The 16,903-nt window shown below is 68.4% G+C and carries 19 protein-coding genes and 1 pseudogene; 13 read left to right on the top strand and 7 right to left on the bottom strand.

Annotated features, from left to right (window positions below; genetic code table 11):
* Window positions 1–116: 116 nt before the first annotated feature.
* Entirely contained in the window at window positions 117–638 is a 522-nt protein-coding gene (locus tag ABTY04_RS38480) for a group II intron maturase-specific domain-containing protein (protein WP_352218087.1), read from the top strand.
* A 225-nt stretch (window positions 639–863) separates the two neighbouring features.
* Here the strand turns inward: ABTY04_RS38480 and ABTY04_RS38475 are convergent, their stop codons facing one another.
* A complete protein-coding gene (locus ABTY04_RS38475) occupies window positions 864–1,004 on the bottom strand; it encodes a hypothetical protein (RefSeq protein WP_352218086.1) in 141 nt (46 codons plus the stop codon).
* Window positions 1,005–1,170: 166 nt separating this feature from the next.
* On the opposite strand from ABTY04_RS38475, the gene ABTY04_RS38470 reads away from it, so the two are divergent.
* Window positions 1,171–2,451 carry a NucA/NucB deoxyribonuclease domain-containing protein gene (locus ABTY04_RS38470; protein WP_352218085.1) on the top strand — a complete coding sequence of 427 codons (1,281 nt, stop codon included), beginning with the start codon at window positions 1,171–1,173 and terminating at the stop codon, window positions 2,449–2,451.
* 209 nt (window positions 2,452–2,660) lie between these two features.
* Window positions 2,661–3,026, top strand: a pseudogene (locus tag ABTY04_RS38465) (helix-turn-helix domain-containing protein); the annotation flags it as partial.
* Window positions 3,027–3,113: 87 nt separating this feature from the next.
* Here ABTY04_RS38465 and ABTY04_RS38460 read toward each other — a convergent pair.
* Together ABTY04_RS38460 and ABTY04_RS38455 are read right to left on the bottom strand one after the other, a co-directional pair.
* Window positions 3,114–3,665: a peptidoglycan-binding domain-containing protein gene (locus tag ABTY04_RS38460; RefSeq protein ID WP_352218089.1), complete on the bottom strand. Its 552-nt coding sequence runs from the start codon at window positions 3,663–3,665 to the stop codon at window positions 3,114–3,116.
* A gap of 12 nt (window positions 3,666–3,677) precedes the next feature.
* The gene (locus ABTY04_RS38455; protein ID WP_352218088.1) at window positions 3,678–4,268 is read right to left on the bottom strand and encodes a hypothetical protein; all 591 of its coding nucleotides are present in this window, start codon (window positions 4,266–4,268) and stop codon (window positions 3,678–3,680) included.
* Window positions 4,269–4,673: 405 nt separating this feature from the next.
* Here ABTY04_RS38455 and ABTY04_RS38450 point away from each other — a divergent pair, with 405 nt between their 5' ends.
* From ABTY04_RS38450 to ABTY04_RS38405, 10 genes are all read left to right on the top strand, one after another.
* The gene (locus ABTY04_RS38450; protein ID WP_352218084.1) at window positions 4,674–5,096 is read left to right on the top strand and encodes a recombinase family protein; all 423 of its coding nucleotides are present in this window, start codon (window positions 4,674–4,676) and stop codon (window positions 5,094–5,096) included.
* Window position 5,097: 1 nt separating this feature from the next.
* Window positions 5,098–5,487, top strand: a complete 390-nt coding sequence (locus ABTY04_RS38445; RefSeq protein WP_352218083.1) for a hypothetical protein — start codon at window positions 5,098–5,100, stop codon at window positions 5,485–5,487.
* A gap of 615 nt (window positions 5,488–6,102) precedes the next feature.
* Window positions 6,103–6,480 (top strand): hypothetical protein, encoded by a 378-nt coding sequence (locus ABTY04_RS38440; RefSeq protein WP_352218082.1) that lies wholly within the window; start codon window positions 6,103–6,105, stop codon window positions 6,478–6,480.
* A gap of 23 nt (window positions 6,481–6,503) precedes the next feature.
* Complete coding sequence (locus tag ABTY04_RS38435; RefSeq protein ID WP_352218081.1) at window positions 6,504–7,112, top strand: DUF5819 family protein; 609 nt, start codon at window positions 6,504–6,506, stop codon at window positions 7,110–7,112.
* Window positions 7,113–7,207: 95 nt separating this feature from the next.
* Complete coding sequence (locus ABTY04_RS38430) at window positions 7,208–8,146, top strand: HTTM domain-containing protein (protein ID WP_352218080.1); 939 nt, start codon at window positions 7,208–7,210, stop codon at window positions 8,144–8,146.
* A 66-nt stretch (window positions 8,147–8,212) separates the two neighbouring features.
* Window positions 8,213–8,608: a thiol-disulfide oxidoreductase DCC family protein gene (locus tag ABTY04_RS38425; RefSeq protein WP_352218079.1), complete on the top strand. Its 396-nt coding sequence runs from the start codon at window positions 8,213–8,215 to the stop codon at window positions 8,606–8,608.
* Window positions 8,609–8,623: 15 nt separating this feature from the next.
* Entirely contained in the window at window positions 8,624–9,460 is an 837-nt protein-coding gene (locus ABTY04_RS38420; protein WP_352218078.1) for a serine hydrolase domain-containing protein, read from the top strand.
* A gap of 363 nt (window positions 9,461–9,823) precedes the next feature.
* The gene (locus ABTY04_RS38415; protein WP_352218077.1) at window positions 9,824–10,405 is read left to right on the top strand and encodes a JmjC domain-containing protein; all 582 of its coding nucleotides are present in this window, start codon (window positions 9,824–9,826) and stop codon (window positions 10,403–10,405) included.
* A gap of 9 nt (window positions 10,406–10,414) precedes the next feature.
* Window positions 10,415–11,221 (top strand): protein kinase family protein, encoded by an 807-nt coding sequence (locus ABTY04_RS38410; RefSeq protein WP_352218076.1) that lies wholly within the window; start codon window positions 10,415–10,417, stop codon window positions 11,219–11,221.
* Window positions 11,222–11,385: 164 nt separating this feature from the next.
* The gene (locus ABTY04_RS38405; RefSeq protein ID WP_352218075.1) at window positions 11,386–12,264 is read left to right on the top strand and encodes a hypothetical protein; all 879 of its coding nucleotides are present in this window, start codon (window positions 11,386–11,388) and stop codon (window positions 12,262–12,264) included.
* Window positions 12,265–12,450: 186 nt separating this feature from the next.
* Here ABTY04_RS38405 and ABTY04_RS38400 read toward each other — a convergent pair whose 3' ends face one another.
* The 4 genes from ABTY04_RS38400 to ABTY04_RS38385 all read right to left on the bottom strand — a co-directional run bounded on the left by ABTY04_RS38400 (window position 12,451) and on the right by ABTY04_RS38385 (window position 16,732).
* Window positions 12,451–13,431, bottom strand: coding sequence for an endonuclease/exonuclease/phosphatase family protein (locus ABTY04_RS38400; protein WP_352218074.1), 981 nt, complete (start codon window positions 13,429–13,431; stop codon window positions 12,451–12,453).
* Between the two features lie 516 nt (window positions 13,432–13,947).
* Window positions 13,948–14,598 (bottom strand): DUF4253 domain-containing protein, encoded by a 651-nt coding sequence (locus ABTY04_RS38395; protein ID WP_352218073.1) that lies wholly within the window; start codon window positions 14,596–14,598, stop codon window positions 13,948–13,950.
* Window positions 14,599–14,805: 207 nt separating this feature from the next.
* Complete coding sequence (locus tag ABTY04_RS38390; RefSeq protein WP_352218072.1) at window positions 14,806–15,678, bottom strand: barstar family protein; 873 nt, start codon at window positions 15,676–15,678, stop codon at window positions 14,806–14,808.
* Window positions 15,679–15,997: 319 nt separating this feature from the next.
* Window positions 15,998–16,732: a hypothetical protein gene (locus tag ABTY04_RS38385; protein ID WP_352218071.1), complete on the bottom strand. Its 735-nt coding sequence runs from the start codon at window positions 16,730–16,732 to the stop codon at window positions 15,998–16,000.
* Window positions 16,733–16,903: the final 171 nt, after the last annotated feature.

The following is a 16,903-nucleotide window of genomic DNA, read 5'->3' as shown; positions in this document are numbered from 1 at the left end:
ACGCAAGCTCCGCTGCAGCACCAACCGGATCACCGACATCGTGAAGGCCGTCGTCGTCCTTCACCACGCCTCAACCTGAGGTTGGAAAGGGCTCACTGCGCGAAGAAGTCGCTGACGTGCTCGAACTTCTCGGCCTGCGGCTGTCGCAGGCCAAGACCAGGATCGCGCATATGAGCGACGGGTTCGACTTCCTGGGCTTCCGCATCCAGTGGAAACGCAAAGGAGGCACGACCAAATGGCACGTCTACACCTTCATCGCCGACCGGCCCATCCGGTCACTGAAGGCGAAGGTCCGTGCTCTGACAGGCAGGACATCGCAGCAGGATCTTGCCACCGTGCTGAAAAAACTCACTCAGATCATGCGCGGTTGGGCCAACTACTTCAAGCACGCGGTCGCCAAGCATGTCTTCGACAGGCTCGACGGCATCGTGTGGTGGCGTCTTATCCGCATGCTGCGGGAACGTCACCGATGGAGTTGGGGCGACGTCCGCCGCCGGTTCACCACCCCCACCGGGCGGTGGAGACCCATCGCGGCGGACGGGATCGAGCTGTTCCGGATCGCGTCGGTCACAGTCAGCCGCTACCGATACCGGGCCAGCACGATCCCCAACCCATGGCAGCCTGCGAACCCCGTCTGACGGCAGAGACCGTGGAGAGCCCGTTGCGTTGAGAGACGCACGGCGGGTTCGGCGAGAGGTCCGGAGAAACGGACCGGGAGCAATCCCGGCACCGCGCTCCGGGCCTACTCAGCGAACGATCTCGACTCGGGGCCACCAGCCTCCCGTGACATCCGATCCGCGCAGCTCAGGGGGTGCGCACCTCCTTCTGGCGGAGAGGCAGCAAGATCGTTCATGAAATGTGCGTCAGAACCCGGAAGTCGTGAACAAAGCCAGTTGCTCGATCCACGCGGCGAGGACCGCGACGATGTGCACGGCCGCCGCGAGTTGCGTCCAGCGCGGCCGCGGATGGTCCCGCAGCCGCCGGATGCCGGTGTCGGCGGCCAACGCCCCAACTGCTGCGCCTCCACGTGAAGGTCGGCGCCGGTGGTGGCTCAACTTGCTGTGCGAGCTGGCCGGTTATGCGTCATTGACGATCATTTTGGGCCCGCTGGATAGTGCCCCGTTGAACGGTGCACCTATCGGCCAAGATCAAAAACCTCGAAGGAGTCCAGTGAATCGTGCCCGACAGTGCCTGATGGTGATGGCGTCACTCGCCCTCGCCGCCGGCGCTCTCACCGGAACCGCGACGGCCGCGCCGCCTGGAACCGCACCGCCCGCGCAGGAGCAGCTCCTTACGACGCTGGACCCGCAGCGGCTGGCCGCATCAGGGCCGCGTCAGGAGTCCATGAGCGCGGCTCTCCCGGCCGGTAGGACCTGTACGGATATACCCGCTTCGAAGGTCCGCAAGGACGGTGCCAGGGCCTGCACAGAGGTCACGCGCACAGCTGGCAGTCGCACCGCCGCGCCGCTGGCCGCTGGGACGTGTTCCGTCCAGCCCGGCTACTACCACTTCGACCGGCATTCGTACTGCCTCTCCGACGCGCGGCTCACCTACACCCTCTACGACCCGGTCAACGGGTCCGTGAAGGGCGTCGGGGAGATCAGCCTCAGCGGCTCCGCCACGCTCGACGCGCGCAGCGGCTGGTGGAACGAGCTGTTCACCGCCACCGTCACGAGGCTGGAGGGGAACGTCCGGAGCCTCGCAGTCAAGCTCACGGCCTCGTGCGCGAACTCCTGCGGGATGCTCAACGCCGACGCGTGGGGTACCAAGGTCCTCGTCCTGGGGCAGAGCGCGAGCAGTCACGTCACGTTCTCCAGCTACCCGGCCAGCGGCACGGTCACCCAGATCACGCCGCAGTACGCGCTCCAGCTGTACCAGCCGGGCGACACCCCTGGGGACTGGAATCACAACTGGTCGCTGCCCACGAAGGTGCGCTGCGACGCGGAGTCGGCCGGGTACGGCTGCGTGATCGGCCAGATACGGGCTCAGCTGAACCTGCCGCTCTCCCAGTGGGGCGCTGCGGCCGCCACCTACTGGTATGGGCAGGCCGCGCTCTCCGACCACTGGGGGGCTCCGGACAATCCGCTCCGCCGGAACAAAAGCGAGGCCCAAGCCGAGGCCAACCGGTACCGGACCTGCGAGGAAGGCAGCAGCATCCCCTTCTACCCGCAGGACGACATACCGACCGACTCGTGCGACGAGTACCCGTTCGCTGGCACCTTCGAGGGCGGCCGTGACGGCGGCAGCTGCGCCGAGATCCTCCCGAAGTTCGAGGGCGGCACCTGGAAGATCTACTACTTCCTCGGCAGGAAGCCCACCGGTTACGAACCCTGTGTCCGCGGGCACGTCCCGCTGAAGCAGAACACGGATGCCGGTGGCGAATACGGGAGGTTCGTCCAGGACGAGCGGGTCCTGGACGCAGAGCAGTTCACCCTCTCGACCGCAGGCTGACCGTCCGGCTCCAGGTCTCCTGGAGCACGCAAAACGCCCGCCCCTGGTGTTCGAGACTGGGGCGGGCGTTTTGCTGCGCTTGGCGCGGCCTACAGGTACTACTCGCTTCATGCGGCGATCATCGCGGCGAGGATCGCCACAATGTGGATGGCGGCCTAGAGCGCGAGCTGCGTCCAGCGGGGCCGGGGATGCCAGCAGATCGTTCGGTGGTCCCTGTGATCGCGCGCCTGGTCCAGGCGGACGAGGACACCGTCCGGGACGTGATCCACCGCTTCAACGAGATCGGGCTCGCATGCCTCAACCCTCAGTGGGCGGGAGGCCGTCCCCGCCTGCTGAGCAGTGACGACGAGGACTTCGTCGTCCAGACGGCCACCACCCGCCCCACCGTGCTGGGGAAGCCCTTCACCTGCTGGTCGATCCGCAAACCGGCCGATCACCTGCGCAGGAACAACTCCAGGCCCGTCCGGATCGGCCGGGAGGCACTGCGCTGCCTGCCGGCCCGCCGCGGGATTTCCTTCCAGCACACGAAGACCTGGAAGGAATCCCCGGACCCGGCGTTCGACGCCAAGCTGGATGAGCGGCCGGGTGACGCAGCGGGACACCCCGGCCCGGCTGCGCGTCAGTGCCCCGCCCGATCGAACCCGGACGGGGCCGAAGTGGCCTCAGCAGCCGCCCATCGAGTTGTAGTAGCCGTCAACAACCCCACTCGGCTCAGGCCGCCTGTAGAAGCGGTAGCGGCCCGTCGCGTCGTCGCGGTCGAAGGAGATGGGAAGGAGGACTTCGCCGTCGTAGCGGAACGTATGGTAGCCAGGGCCGTAGCCGATCAGACTGAGCCAGCTGGACGCCTTGCCGAACGTCTTCGGCCCGACGATCCCGTCGGCCTGGGACGCGCCGAGATACTTCGCCTGCCACTTCCGGGTCGCCTCCGCCGTGGCGGGACCGAACTTGCAGTCGATGTCCGAACGGTTCAGGAACCCGTCGTTGTAGAGGATGGCCTGCCAGATACCCGTCGCACCGCTGTTGGCGTGCTGTGTCGTGGAGAGCACACCTTCGTCGCCCCAGTCGTCGGTGACGTTGTCCCACCCGTCGACGAAGCCCTCCGCTGGGGCGGCCTGCACGGTCGTCGCGGTCGTGACGACGCTTCCCAGCGCGAGCGCGACGGCGGTGACCGCCACCGCCCGGTACCGGAACTTCTGCATGAAGCTCTTGTTCATGTAACTGCCCTTTCAACGCAGAGAGTTGCAGCCGCCAAGATCAAAGGCCAGCTTCTCGTCCAGAGCGTACGAGCCGGTGATCACGGGGAGTGTGCGCCAGGCGCAAAGATCGTTGACGTTGCGCGCAGGAGTCCCGGGCGTCTGGAAACGACTGAGCGCCCCAGCCGGGCGAAGCCAGGCGGGGCGCCCCGGCGCCATCAGGCGAGCGCGTCCCCGAGCAGCCGACGTGGGGCTCCGTCCAGGTGTCGGTGGAGCATCTGGGCTCGGGGGTGCACCAGGCCGCTCCGGTAGCCGGTCGTAGACGGCGGCGGCCATCTCGGCGGCCGCGCCCGGATCTCCATCGACCCGCAGGCACGCGGCGGTGTCCATGGCGACCAGCGCGCGGGTCATCACCGACGGCGAGGACGTCAGCGCCAGGGCGTCGTCCTGCGCCCGGTACGCAGCGCGGGTGTCGCCGAGCAGCGTGTACACCTGGGAGAGGTGCACGTAGTGCTTCTGGGCTGGGTACCCGAACCAGGTGTCTGCCGACTCGGGGCCGTCCAACTGCTCGGCCAGGGTGCGGACGTCGTCCACCGCCCGGCGGGCACCGGGAAGGTCGCCCACGGCGGCCAGGGCACGGGCGTTGACGGCGGCCGCGAGCGCGGCCGCGCCGGACGGGCGCCGGCTTTCCGGCGGGCCTGAGCGGCGATGCGGGCGGCCTGCCCGGGAGCGCCGTAGTTCAGGCCGACCATGGCGTGTCGGCCGAGCACCCAGGCGGTCATCCTCCGGTCCCCGGACTCTCGGGCGGCTTTCGCCGCGGTGGCGAACGATCGGTCCGCGTCGGCCTGGTCGCCCCGGTCGTGCGGCCGTACGAGCCAGATCGGTGCGGTCCTTCGCCGGGTGCGGCCCGGCCCAGGACGGCGGTGAACAGCGCCAGGTCTTCGCGCATCTCGCCTTGGACCGCGTCGGTGGCGCGCTGTCCACGCTCCATCCGAGACGAGAGAAGGAGTACGTCTCTTTCTACCAACGTTGATTGAATTCGTCCCCAAGCTCGACCGCCTTGCGCGCTCGGTACCCGACGCCCGCGACATCGGCGACTCGCTCACCGCCCGCGGCGTCAAGCTCTCGCTCGGCGGCACCATCTACGACCCCGCCGACCCGATGGGCAAGATGTTCTTCAACATCCTGGCCACCTTCGCCGAGTTCGAGGTCGACCTCCTGCGCATGCGCACCCGCGAAGGCATGGCGGTGGCGCGGGCCAAGGGCAAGCTCAAGGGGAAGCAGCCCAAGCTCACCGCCCGCCAGCAGAGCCACCTGGTCCAGCAGCACCAGTCCGGCGAGCACACCATCGCCGACCTCGCCGAGCTCTTCTCCGTCAGCCGCGCTACGGTCTACCGCGTCCTTGAACGCCACCAGAACGCAGCCACACCGTCGACCTCCGGTAGGCAGTGACGTGCTGCCCTACGTCTATCAGGTCACCAAGTACGACCCCGCCGATCGCGACCAGCACGGCCACTACGCCGGCACTGAGGACACGACCAGCGACCACGGGCCGGTCGAAGCCGCCTGCCTGCAGGCCGTCGCCGCCTTCGCCGAGGACACCGGCGTCAGGCGTGCCTCCCCACCGGCAGCCGAGGAGCCACCACGAGAGGCAGCCCTCACTCACCAGCCAAGCGGACCGCCGCCGCGAACGTTCAGGCCGTTTCGGGAAATCTTCTGGAGCGGGCGCATCCGCTTCGCTGTGCGCCCCTACACTCCCGCGCACGCCCCGGGGGAGCCGAGTGCAGTCGTGCACGAATCGGCTTACCAGGACACCAAGCAGCGCCGTGCGGAACGCCAGTAGCCGGCCATGAATCCGCTGGGGCATTGGGTGGGCGCTCCGCGTCGGCTCCATGGGTGCATTTTGGGCCAAGAGGGCCGATTTATGAACATGCCGGGTCATCTTTAAGCCAGGCTGATCAAGACGGTGCACGCACGAACCCGCAGGATTGACCGAAAAGTGTAGTGCACACACAAAAGGCTGCTGATATGGGCTGGCCGGTTGTGTTGGCTACGCGGCGCCATACCTTGAGGTCAGGCTCGAAGGGGAGGCCGGCCTGCCGCTTCTTGCGTACGTCGCCACATCGCGAGAAATCATTCGCCCGGCGTGTTCGAGTCAGGCCTTTATCCTTCTATTCCCTGGACTGGATTCCCGGTGCATGTAAATATTCGTAACGCCTCTCGAAAGGGAGGTGGACGGGAATTGGGGATAGTTCGACATGCGGCACTACGTCATTGCGCACCTGTGCTGCGGCAGTCGGTTCATTTCCAGGCCAATCGGTAGGCCTTTTTTGAGGTCACGCCTGCTTGCTTGGCTTGTGTCAGATTCTGCCAGCTCGCCCCGATTCACCGCCTCGCAGTCAATTACTGAATGCGTCCCCGGCCTGTATGGACGGGTGACGGAAGAAATGGAGAGAGAATGAAGAAGTTGATTACTGGGGTCAGCTTGGCGCTGGGCGGCGCCGCACTCGTGGTGGCCACTCAGGGATCGGCGCAGGCCTCGGAATCGGCGCCGGTGGCCCGTGCTGCCGCCGTGCAGACCGAAAACCCGGATGACGCCCCGCAGGCGATCGGCGGTCTGAGCAAGCTCGCCGGCAAGGCCGCCAATGTCGCCGGTAAAGCGGCGAAGGCCGCAGGCCGCGCGGCCGACAGGGCCACCGTGCACGGCAGGGCTGCCGCAGAGCTGGCCACCGACTCCGCACTGGAGGCTGCCGGCAACGTCAGCGACTTCTTCGGGGTCGCCCCGGGCAGCACGCTGCCCGACGGCACCGCCGTGGAGACGGTTTTCGACAAGTGAGGGATCACTCCGTAGCCAGGAGGGTGGCGCTGCTCGTCGGCGCCGCCCTCCTGGGCCTTCATTTCCTTGCCGCAGCCTTCTCTCAGATGCCGTTGACCCCTATGAAGCTCCGCTACTACCACTATGCCGCCAGTTATCTGGAGCCGTATTTCGCTCAAAATTGGATGCTCTTCGCCCCGGACCCGCTGTCCGACAATCGAGGCATCCTGGCCCGGGCCACATGCCCGGACGGATCGACCACCGATTTCTATGACGTCACCACGCAATACGTGGCGAAGGCGCAGCAGAGCAGATTCTTCCCCTCCCGCATGTCGCGTCTGGTGACCGGCAGTGTGCAGCAGCTGAACGGCGGTGACCCTGTTCTGGCGCGGCTGCGGGAATCCCAGAAGGATGAGAAGAAGAAAGAGCTGCCGCTCACGCCTTACGAGAAGACCTCGCGGGAGGAAGCCGTCCGATTCCTTTCGCGTTATTCCTTGACCCAGATGCCTGCTGTCTGCGACGGAAAGCCGGCGAAGGTACAGCTACGCCTCTACATCCAGCAGCTTCCGCCCTGGTCGAAGCGCCACGACCCCAAGGCTGAGGACAAGGTCGACGTCCAGGACATGGAGTGGGTGGAGGTAAGAAACCTGTGAAAAATCTGATCCCTCGTCTGGACAAAGCGGGTAGCCACCCCTACGCCGTGCTCGGGGTAAGCGGTACCCGCCTCTTACTGGGCTTCGTCGGCTTCATGTTCTACGCAAGCCAGTACGGCGACCGCAAGTACCTCTTCGGGCCCGACAGCGTGCTCCCCTGGGCCGAATTCGTCACCAAGGTCCACGACAACGGCACCTTCAGCCTGTACACGCTCAGCAGCTCCGACGCGTGGTTCGAGGTCGTCTTCCACGTCGGGATGCTGGCCGCCCTCGCGGTGACCTGCGGCGTGGGCGGCAGGATCTCACTGGCCGTCCACTGGGCATTCCTTTGGTCGATCTACCAGCGCCAGCCCGTCCTCCTCGACGGCGGCGACAACCTCGCCTACGTCGTGCTCCCCCTGCTCATGCTGACCCGCTGCTACGACCGGTTCTCCTTCCCCACCGGCCTCGCACACCGCCTCGCGCAGCGCATCCCCAGCGTGCTGCGGTCCCTGTCGGTGCCCGTGCACAACATCGGCATCCTCGCCATCGCCACCCAGATGTGCCTGGTGTACGTCGTCAGCGGCCTCTACAAGGTGCAGGGCAAGATGTGGCAGGACGGCACTGCCCTCTTCTACGTCCTGCGAGTATCCGAGTTCAGCCTTCCCGGCGTGTCCGACCTGGTCTACAACAACGACATCCTGGTCTTCCTCGGGACGTACTCCACGACCATATTCCTGGTCTACTTCCCCCTCGGGATCCTCGTCCCGAGGCTGCGCCCGTGGGCAGCGGTGGCCTCCATCAGCTTCCACCTGGCCATCGGCGTGCTGATGGGACTCACCAGTTTCGCCCTGACCATGATGGCGTGCGACCTCATCTTCCTGAGCGGGCCACTCGGCACCGCCCTCCACCAGTGCTCCTCGGTGGCGCGCCGCCTGCAATCCTCCCGCCAGCCTCCCCACGAACGGTCCCACCGCAGCACGGAACCTCATCCGGCGGCCGACGCCGACAGCAATCTCCCCGAGCCCGCGGCCGCACCCTCGTCCTCCACGTGACGCCTGCAAGCCGCACACCCGCCACCACCAAACGCCGCACCAACAGCTCACGAAACGAAGGCATTCATGAGCCCGACAACCCACCCCCAGCCCGTCCTGGCCTTCGACGGAGACTGCGGCTTCTGCCAGGCCGTCATCAACCAGATCTCCGCCCGGCGCCGACCGACCCTGCAGGCCATCCCCTGGCAGTTCCTCCCCGACACCGCCACCAAGCCGCACCGGGCCCGCCTGGACCATGAAGTCCTCCTGCTCCACCACGACCAAGTGATCGCCAGCGGCGCACAGGCCCTGGCCGAGTACATGCGCCACTCCCCCAGCCGCCGCTACCGACTGGCCGGGGCAGCCATCCAGGCCCCCCTCCTACGCACCGCCGCACGACCCATCTACCGTTGGGTGGCCCGCCACCGGCACCGCATGCCCGCCGGAACCCCGGCTTGCGCCGTTCCGCCCGCCCGACCCTGAAAGGACCCGCGCCCCGTGTTACGGACACGCACACCCACCTGTGTCCTCACCAGCGCCGCCGCGCCCCACGCCACACATGGCCACCACCCGGACCGCTACGTCCAAATCGGTTCACTGACCAAGGTCCTCACCGGCACCGCCTTCGTCCGCATGGCCGAAGCGGGCCTGCTAGACGCCGCCGACCCGGTGGAACGCTGGCTCCCTGCACCCCACGGGACCGGCATCACCCTGCAGCACCTGGCCGAGCACACCTCCGGTCTCCCCCGGCAGCCTCCCGGGCTGGCCGGCAAAGACCCCTACCGCGGCTTCGACAACGTCGCCCTGCAACGACTACTGGGCACCTGCGACGAGATGACCACCGCACCCGCTGGCACGACCAAGGCCTACTCCAACCTCGGGTACGCCATTCTCGGTGCAGCCCTGTCCGCCGCGGGCCGGCTGCCCTACGAACAACTCATCCACGACCACGTCCTCACGCCCCTGGGCATCCGCGAAATCACCACCCACCCACCGGCGGAGTGCTGCCTGCACCCCACGGGTCTCCTCGGACGCAGACGACCCCAGTGGACCCTGGACGGCGCCATCCTTCCCTCCGGCGGCCTCTGGGCCACCCCCCAGGCCACCGCCGACCTGCTCAAGAGCCTGCTCGTCGAACGGAAACTCGGGGATCCTGCACCCACCTGGCAGGCCGCAGGTCTCGTCACCTGGCACAACGGCGCAACGAGCACCTCGTCCGCCTTCGCCGGCGCCCTCCCCAACGGCGCCTGGGTCATGATTCACCGACTCGGCGGCACCTCCGGCGACACCGACCGCATGGGCATCGAACTCCTCAGAGACCTGCACGACGGCTGACGCGTCCCGGTCCGCTGCCGCCGGTGATGCGCCGCGGGCTTCTCGCGCTCACCCTCGCCGTTCTCCCCTCCTGGCCACCGGCGCCCCTGCATCCCGCACCCCACGGGTCCGGTCCGCTGCTCCCCCGGCCACCGCGAGAGCTGCTGGGCTCCGCGCGCTGGTTCCGCTGTTCGAGGCGATCGACCAGATCCCCGTCGCCGACGAGCAGTGGGCCGGGTACAAGCGGGACCTGTACAGGCACTGGAACAAGGGCCGGCGCGCCGGCGACGGATGCGACGCCCGCAAGGAGGCGGTCATCATCACGCCGATCGCGCTGCCCAGTCCGAGCGGCTCGCGGCCGTCCCGTCGTACGCGGCCGGGGACATGCTGTACCTGCCGCGGGGCTGGTGGCACGCGGTGGCCGCCACCGAGGGCCGCTCCCTGCACCTGACGTGCGGCCTGACCCCGGCGACCGGCCACCACCTCCTGGTGTGGCTGGCCGGACAGCTCCTCCACTCCCCCACCCTGCGCGCGAACGTGCCCACCGTGGCCGGCCCCGCCGAGCGCACCGCGTACACCGAGCAGCTGCGCAAAGAGGTGGCCGAGGCCCTCCACCCCCACATCGTCTCGGAGTTCGCCGCCTCCCTGGACGCCCGCGACCCCGGCCGCCGGGCGCCCTCCCTCCCGTACATCGGCGACGTCCCCGCCGACCCCGGCCTGGTCCTGGCCCTCACCACCGCCCGGGCCGCGCTGGAGGGAGCCGACGAGGCCGTCGTGCTGCGCGCCGCCGGACACGAATGGGAGCTCCACCCGTCCGTGCGCCCCGTGCTGGAGGCCCTGGTCTCCGGCGCCCGCCTGACCTTCGGGTACCTGGCCGCGCGCTCCGGCCTCACTGTGGAACAGGTCGCGGCCCTCGCCACCGAGCTGGTATCCAAGGACGCGGCCGCCGTCTCCCAGCCGAGGTAGGGATCCGCCATGTTCGACGCCCCCGCACCCGCCATCGTGGACCGGATGCTGGCCGCCCAGCAGCACGCCGCAAACCAGTTCGGCCTGCGTGCCACCGGCCAGCGGGTGTGGGGGTACCGGGGCCGAACCCTGTCGGGCGCCGCCGGACCGCACTGGCTGCGCGTCGTCTGCGCCGAGGCCGGCGCTGAGGGCGGCAAATTATGGAACGGCCCGTCCACCTCCCGCGCCCTCCCCTCTTCGGTGCCGCGCCCCGACCTGTACCGCATCCGGGACTGGACCACCGACGCCTACGCGTACCGGGCCGAGCTGTACGCCTTCGCCCCAGACCCGATCGTCTCCCCGCGCCCCGTCCTCGACGAGGACCCGGGCCTTCCCGAGGCGTGGTGGAAGGATATGGGCGCCGCCCTTGAGGTCTTGGCCGAGGTCCCGCCGCCGACGGACCGCGAGGCCCTGCGCGAGGAGTACCTGCGCCGGGTGATCCCGCAGTTCACCGGCCACCAGGTCGATGCTGTCACCTGGACCACCGCCCACGGCGACCTCCACTACGGCAACGTCACCCGCGGCCCGCACATTGTGGACTGGGAAGGGTGGGGCCGAGCCCCGTACGGCTACGACGCGGCCACCCTGTACCTGTTCGCGCTGCTGGTCCCCGAGACGGCCGCCCGGATCCGCACCGAGCTCGCCCCCGTCCTGGACCGGCCCGAGGCCCGCACCGGACTGCTGACCGTGTGCGCCCAGATCCTCCAGGCCCAGGACCGCGTCGACTTCTACGGCGAGCTCGCCGGCCCCGTACGCGAGCAGCTGGCCCACCTGTAGTCGTGCCGTTTCCATTGGAAAACGCCTCCGCAGGATAGGCCTAATCCGGTCTTCGTGGACGCAAGCCCCCGGGCTTGAGGTGGCAGGGCGGCGCGCGGTGCTGCTCGGGGTGCGGGCCCGGCGGCATTCGGGGCGGGAGACTGCCGGGCATGAACGTGGAGTCGGTGACGGCGGAGCTGTACGGGTTGCTGCCAGCGGAGTTCACGGCGGTCCGCGACGAATACGTGGCTCGGGCGCGGAAGGCCGGCGACAAGAAGCTCGCCGCCGCGATCGCGGGGCTGCGGAAACCCACGGTCGCGGCGTGGGCGGCGGGGCTACTGGCCCGACAGCGTCCTGAGGAGGCGCAGGGGCTGCTTCAGCTGGGCGAGGCGCTCCGTACGGCGCACCGGACGCTGGATGCCGAGCAGCTGCGGAGGCTCTCGCATGATCAGCATGTGGTGATTGGTCAGCTCGCGCGGACCGCGCGCGCTCTCGCGGCGGCGGCCGGGCAGGTGGTGAGTGAGCCGGTGCTGCACGAGGTTGAGCAGATCCTTCACGCGGTCCTCGCCAACGAGTACGTCGCGGCGGACTGGGTGGAGGGCCGTCTGCTGAAGGCGCCGGATGCGGGGCTGGGGTTCACCGGTCTGGAACCGAGGCCAGGCGCGGCTCCGCCAAGCAAGAAACCGGTGTCCGAGCCGGCCGGAGCCGCAGCGGAGCAGACCCGGCCCCGTGCTCGTAAGGCGGATACGGGCAAGGCTGCGGTGCAGGCGCGTCAGGAGCGGGTGGCGGCAGCGAAGGCGGAGTGGGCCGAGGTACAAGCCGAGGCCGAGCGGCTCGAAGCCGGATACGCCGCCGGGCAGGAGCTCGTGGACTCCATGGCCGCGGCCGTGGCAGCAGCGGAGGGAGAGGCCGAGGCGGCGAAGGCGCGGCTGAGCGAGGCCCGCGCGGCGAGCACGGACGCCGCCGCCCGCCACCGGGAAGCCGGCCGGGCGGCCGCAAAGGCGCGGGCGCAGGCAGATGCAGCGGCGAAGAAGGTCGAGAAGCTCACCAGCCCCAAAGAGTGAACCGCCGCAGTGCCGGAAGCCCGGGTTAGCGCATGATCAGTTCTCCGGTGAACCTGGCCCCTCCTCGTACCTCGGAATTTGAGTGAACAACGGCCTCATGTACGGGCTGACGGCCGGTGTCCGGTGTACTCGGCACCGACAGAGACAGCGGGCCAGCTCAACCACCGTTTTGCCGGGCGCGGTGCTCTACAGGTTGAACTTCGCCACCACAGGTGAGTGGTCGGACGGCTTGTCGTGGGGCGCGGCCGGCTGGGCCTCCAGCACGCTCGGCAGCTTCTCATTGCCGGTCGAGACCTCTTCAAACTTGGCCAGCAGCGCGTGGCTGATCATGATGTGGTCGATCAGCTCGTGCTGGCCCTCGAAGATGCGGGAGAAACCGCCCTGGTCGAGGATACGCGGGGCCAGGTTCCACAGGCGGTTGGCGTCGCCCGGGTTGTCGGGGTGAGTGAAGCCGCCGGTGCCGATCTGCGAGCCGGGCGGGCCGTACAGGATCTGGGTGGTGGCGGCCTGCCACTCGTCGTTGAAGTCACCCAGCACGATGACATCGCGGTTCTTGCCGTCGCCCTGGAGCAGGTCGTCGGCCAGGCCGCGCATGGTGACGGCCTCGGCGGTGCGGCGGAAGAGCGCGTAAGCCTCATAGCGGGCGCGCAGGTGCTCGTCGTTGGTGCTGTGCTGCTTGTTTGGGAAGGTCAGCAGCTTCGACTTGAGGTGGCAGACGGCCACGTGGAGGCTCTGGCCGGGAGATGGCTCGACCCGGACAGCCAGACCGCCGCGCCCCATCTCGCTGGTGAGGGCGTCGTCGCCCTGGTCCTCGACCTGGATGGGGCGGAGGTGGTCCGGGAAGTCCTTGCGCTGCTGGACGTCGAGCAGAGGGAAGCGGCTGATGACCCCGACCCGGATGCCGCGGGGGTCAGGGTGGTTCGACAGGGCGGTGTGCCAGGTGCCCGGCAGCTTGGCCACCAGGTCGTCCAGCGCCTCCTGGCTGCCGACCTCCTGCACGCCGAGCAGGTCCGGCCCGATCTCGGTGATGACGCCGGCCAAGGCTTCGACCTTGGCGTCGTAGGTCGCTTGGTCCTTGGCGGCGCACTTGTTGGGGTTGGGCGCGCTGCCGGGTGGCAGCGGTCGGCAGAAGTTCTCTACGTTCCAGGTCCCGATGATCAAGCTCACTGCTGCTCCCGTCGTCGTTGACCAGGTCGCGGACTAGTCTTTCGGGCACACTCGAACGGGCTCGAAACGCCGAATGGACGCGCCTGCATGTTCACTCATCGGCAGCAGTTGTCGGACGAGCTGCGGGAGCCGATGCGGGGCGGGACAGCCCGGTGGTACTGCCCCCAGAGCGCTCTGGGCACCGGGCCTGACCCGTACACCCATGCTGGCACGAGCTGCCCCGACCCTATCCGCAGCGGCCCCACCAGGAGCGAGTTCTCCCAGACAAGGTCAAAAAGAGAGCCTCGCCGAGGTCAGCGACGTTTGCCCAGCCAGCGGAACAGCCCCCCTGGCCGCGGTCGTTTCCTGGGAAACGATGTCGGTTTTGCGTGCCAGAGGGGGTCGAACCCCGGGAGTGGGCCGCCGTCCGCAGGGATCTCTTCCACCCTCGATAAGGGCAGACCCGGTGTACCGATCACACCCGCGTCCCCGCGTCAGCGGGGACACCGGAGGTGATCGTTTCCCGACGGGCCTGGGTCAGTCCCACCAGAATTCCCAGCAGTGGGTGTCGATGAGTCGTTCGGCGTACGCCGCAAGGGTCTGGGGGCGGGGGCCTTGCCAGATGTTGTCGGGGCAGAAGGCGAAGTGTTCGGCCGCGACGAGCAGGGCGTCTTCCCTGTTCGTCGGCGGTGTGGCGATGCTCAGGTGGAGTGTGTCGGAACCAACGGCGACCACGCGTGCACCGAAGCGTTGTTCCCAGTCGCTCACCACGGCGGAGAACGTGGCGGTGTCGTTGTCCCAGTTGGCGGGTCCGTCCCAGCCGACGAGGGCGAGGGCGTCGGCACCGGAAGGAGCGGCGACCAGGCCCAGACGTGACCGCGGCCGACTCAGGACGTAATGTTCTGCGTACTCAGCGGCCAGCTGGCTGGGATCCGCCGTGTCTTCACGGCCGGGTGTGAGGCCCGGCCAGGTCTCGCCGAAGGGGGCCGTGACGGCAAGCCGCTCGTCGGGCGGCAGCATGTCGTCGTCCTCATCGATCGCGGTGTACGTCGCCCACCACTTCGCGAGCAGATCAGCCGGGTCGTGGTCGTCGGGTGATGACATCCGCTCGGGGAAGAGCTCGCCGGAGCCCCAGGGCCGGAAGTCGCTGTCTTCCGGGTCGCGCGAGTCGAGAAGCAGGGGCCACACCCCAGAGCGGGGATGCTCGTCGCGAATCCGCGTCCACAACTCTGCGGGTACGGAGCCGTCGCTCAGCCACAGGACCTAGACGCCTCCGTCACCTTCATCGGACGTGATCAACCGGCCAGGCGGGAGGGGGACAGCAACGTTCGACAGCAGCTCAGGGTTCACGGGCGGATGCTAGCCGTGGGCTCTGACATGCTCGCGATCGCCCGCTCAGCCTCGGCGGTTGGCGTCCAGCCATTCGTCGCTGTTCCACATGACGGGCATGGCACCGACCGGGTCGAATTGGATGTCGGGGTCGTTGCTGTGGACCAGGCAGATCAGCCGACGCTGAAGTACGGCTGCGTGACGGGCTTGGTCGGCGATGATGTCGAGTACGGCTTGCGCCGCTTGGGGGCAGGCGGCTGCGAATCGGTCGTAGTCGGTGAAGGTGAGGACCAGTCCTGTGCCATCCGTTGAGTCGTCGTAAGGACCGTAGCAAGCCACATCGCCGAGGCAGTCGTTAAGTGCGGCAAGGTTGTGGCCGTAGTAGTCGGGGAATTGCAGGGCGGCAGCGATAGCGCGGTGCATGTCCTGCTCCGTGCTCCATTGGCCCGCTGCCAGCCGGACGACGCGGAAGTCACAGTCTTCGAGACGCTGCACAGCCTGGTTGAGGAGCCGCTGGCGCCAGAAGAGGGTGACGAAGGTGTTGCTCATGTACTCGATGCCGGGAAGCCGGACCGTTCCTGGCGCCTCCTCGCGCACCGTTTCGCTCCGGTAGGCGTCGAGGAGCCGGAAGAATTCCTCCACCGGCGTCGAGCCGTCGGGGGTGTTGCGATCGATGTCGGCTGCCCAGTCGTATGACGCGCTGTCGCCGTAAAGGCGCTTCCCGAGCCACTGGCTGAACGCCCAGAAGTTGAAGGGCTCATTGACGGAGTGCACGCTGGTGGCGACCTGATAGCCAAGGAGCATCGCCTGGAGATGGTGGAGTGAGCCGCCGGGCAGCCACATGCTGGGGCGGAGGCGGATCTGCTCAAGAAAGTCGTAGACGTCGTTGCACTCCGGCCAGTGCTTGACGGCGTTCTGGGGGCGCTCCTCGGTCGGCATGGGATCAGCCTACGGCTCGGGCGGGAGTTGTCTTCCGGCGAAGAAGTACGGGCTCAAGGCGGGCGTGTGTGACCGGCGAACGGCCGACGGGTGGAGACGACCCGGTCCCGGCTGAAGCGGCTGGCGAAGGAGGGCTTGGTGGTCGAGGGGCCGACGGCCTGGTTCACGATCGCGCCCACAGGCGGACGGAGCGAGCCGGAGGGAGACGCCGGAGAGTGAAGCAAGGCCGCGAGCGCGCGGCGTTTGGGGGTGGCACCGCCGAGGGTTCAGCTCGGCGGTGCCGGTTGCGTGATCAGCGCCCGCCGCTGTGCCTGGGCCGCTATGGAATCTGCCGGGGGACGGAGGCCTTAACTGCAGAGGCCACCAGTAGGGCGCGCTGCCGCGCAGCGGCTTGGGCCCGGCGGCTCCTGTGTGCGGCGACGCCGTGCTCAGCGGGGTCGCTGGCGAGCAGGAGTATGGCGAGGCGTTGGATTTTGCGGTCCAGGGCGAGGGCGAGACGCCGGCGTTCCCGGCTGCGGATCGCTGCGAGCGTGTGTGTGCTGGTGTGCAGCTGGGCGGCCAGGAAGCTCGTGGGCCAGCCGCGTTCGGCGAGGGTTTGCAGGCTGGTGGCGGCCCTGTCGGCCTCGACCAGGCCTGGGAGCAGCCGGTCCCGTCTGAAGATGCTGGTCAGGGGGATGCCGAGGATGGCCTCGGCAGTCGTGCGGTGGATGACGGCGGGCCGTACCCCGGCCGGGCGGAGCAGACGTCGGACGAGTGTGACGGCGACTCCGGAGATCTCGGCGATGTCCGCTGCCGACAGGCCGGTCTCCTGCAGCTGGTGGGCCCTCGCTGCGGCATCAGCGGAGGGGATGCGGGCGGAGCGGCCGGCCTTGAGATCGTTGGCGCGCCGGGCACGGTCCCGGCGCGCAGCGGCCTTGCATTCCGGCCGAGTACAGCCGTAGTCGGCGCAGGTGGGGCTGCCGTGCTTGACCCGCGACCGGAGCGGTTGCTTGCCGCCCTTGCGCCCGGAGACGGCGCGGGGCTCTGCATGTGGCGGGAGCGACGGGGGATTCATACCAGCGTGATTGTGCCTGCTCACTGCTCCGTCGTCGCCTGTTGGGTAGGCCTTGCCCTCGGCCCGGGCGTCGTGAGGGGAGTGTCATGAATCAGGTGGACACCCGCTGTGAAGGGACCCCTGATGGACGCGATGACTGGTCACCTGATCGAGGACGCTGACGGCGTGTCG

It is taken from the genome of Streptomyces sp. NPDC097981 (assembly GCF_040302565.1).
Classification (GTDB): domain Bacteria; phylum Actinomycetota; class Actinomycetes; order Streptomycetales; family Streptomycetaceae; genus Streptomyces.
This window is presented reverse-complemented; position numbering and strand designations above follow the sequence as displayed.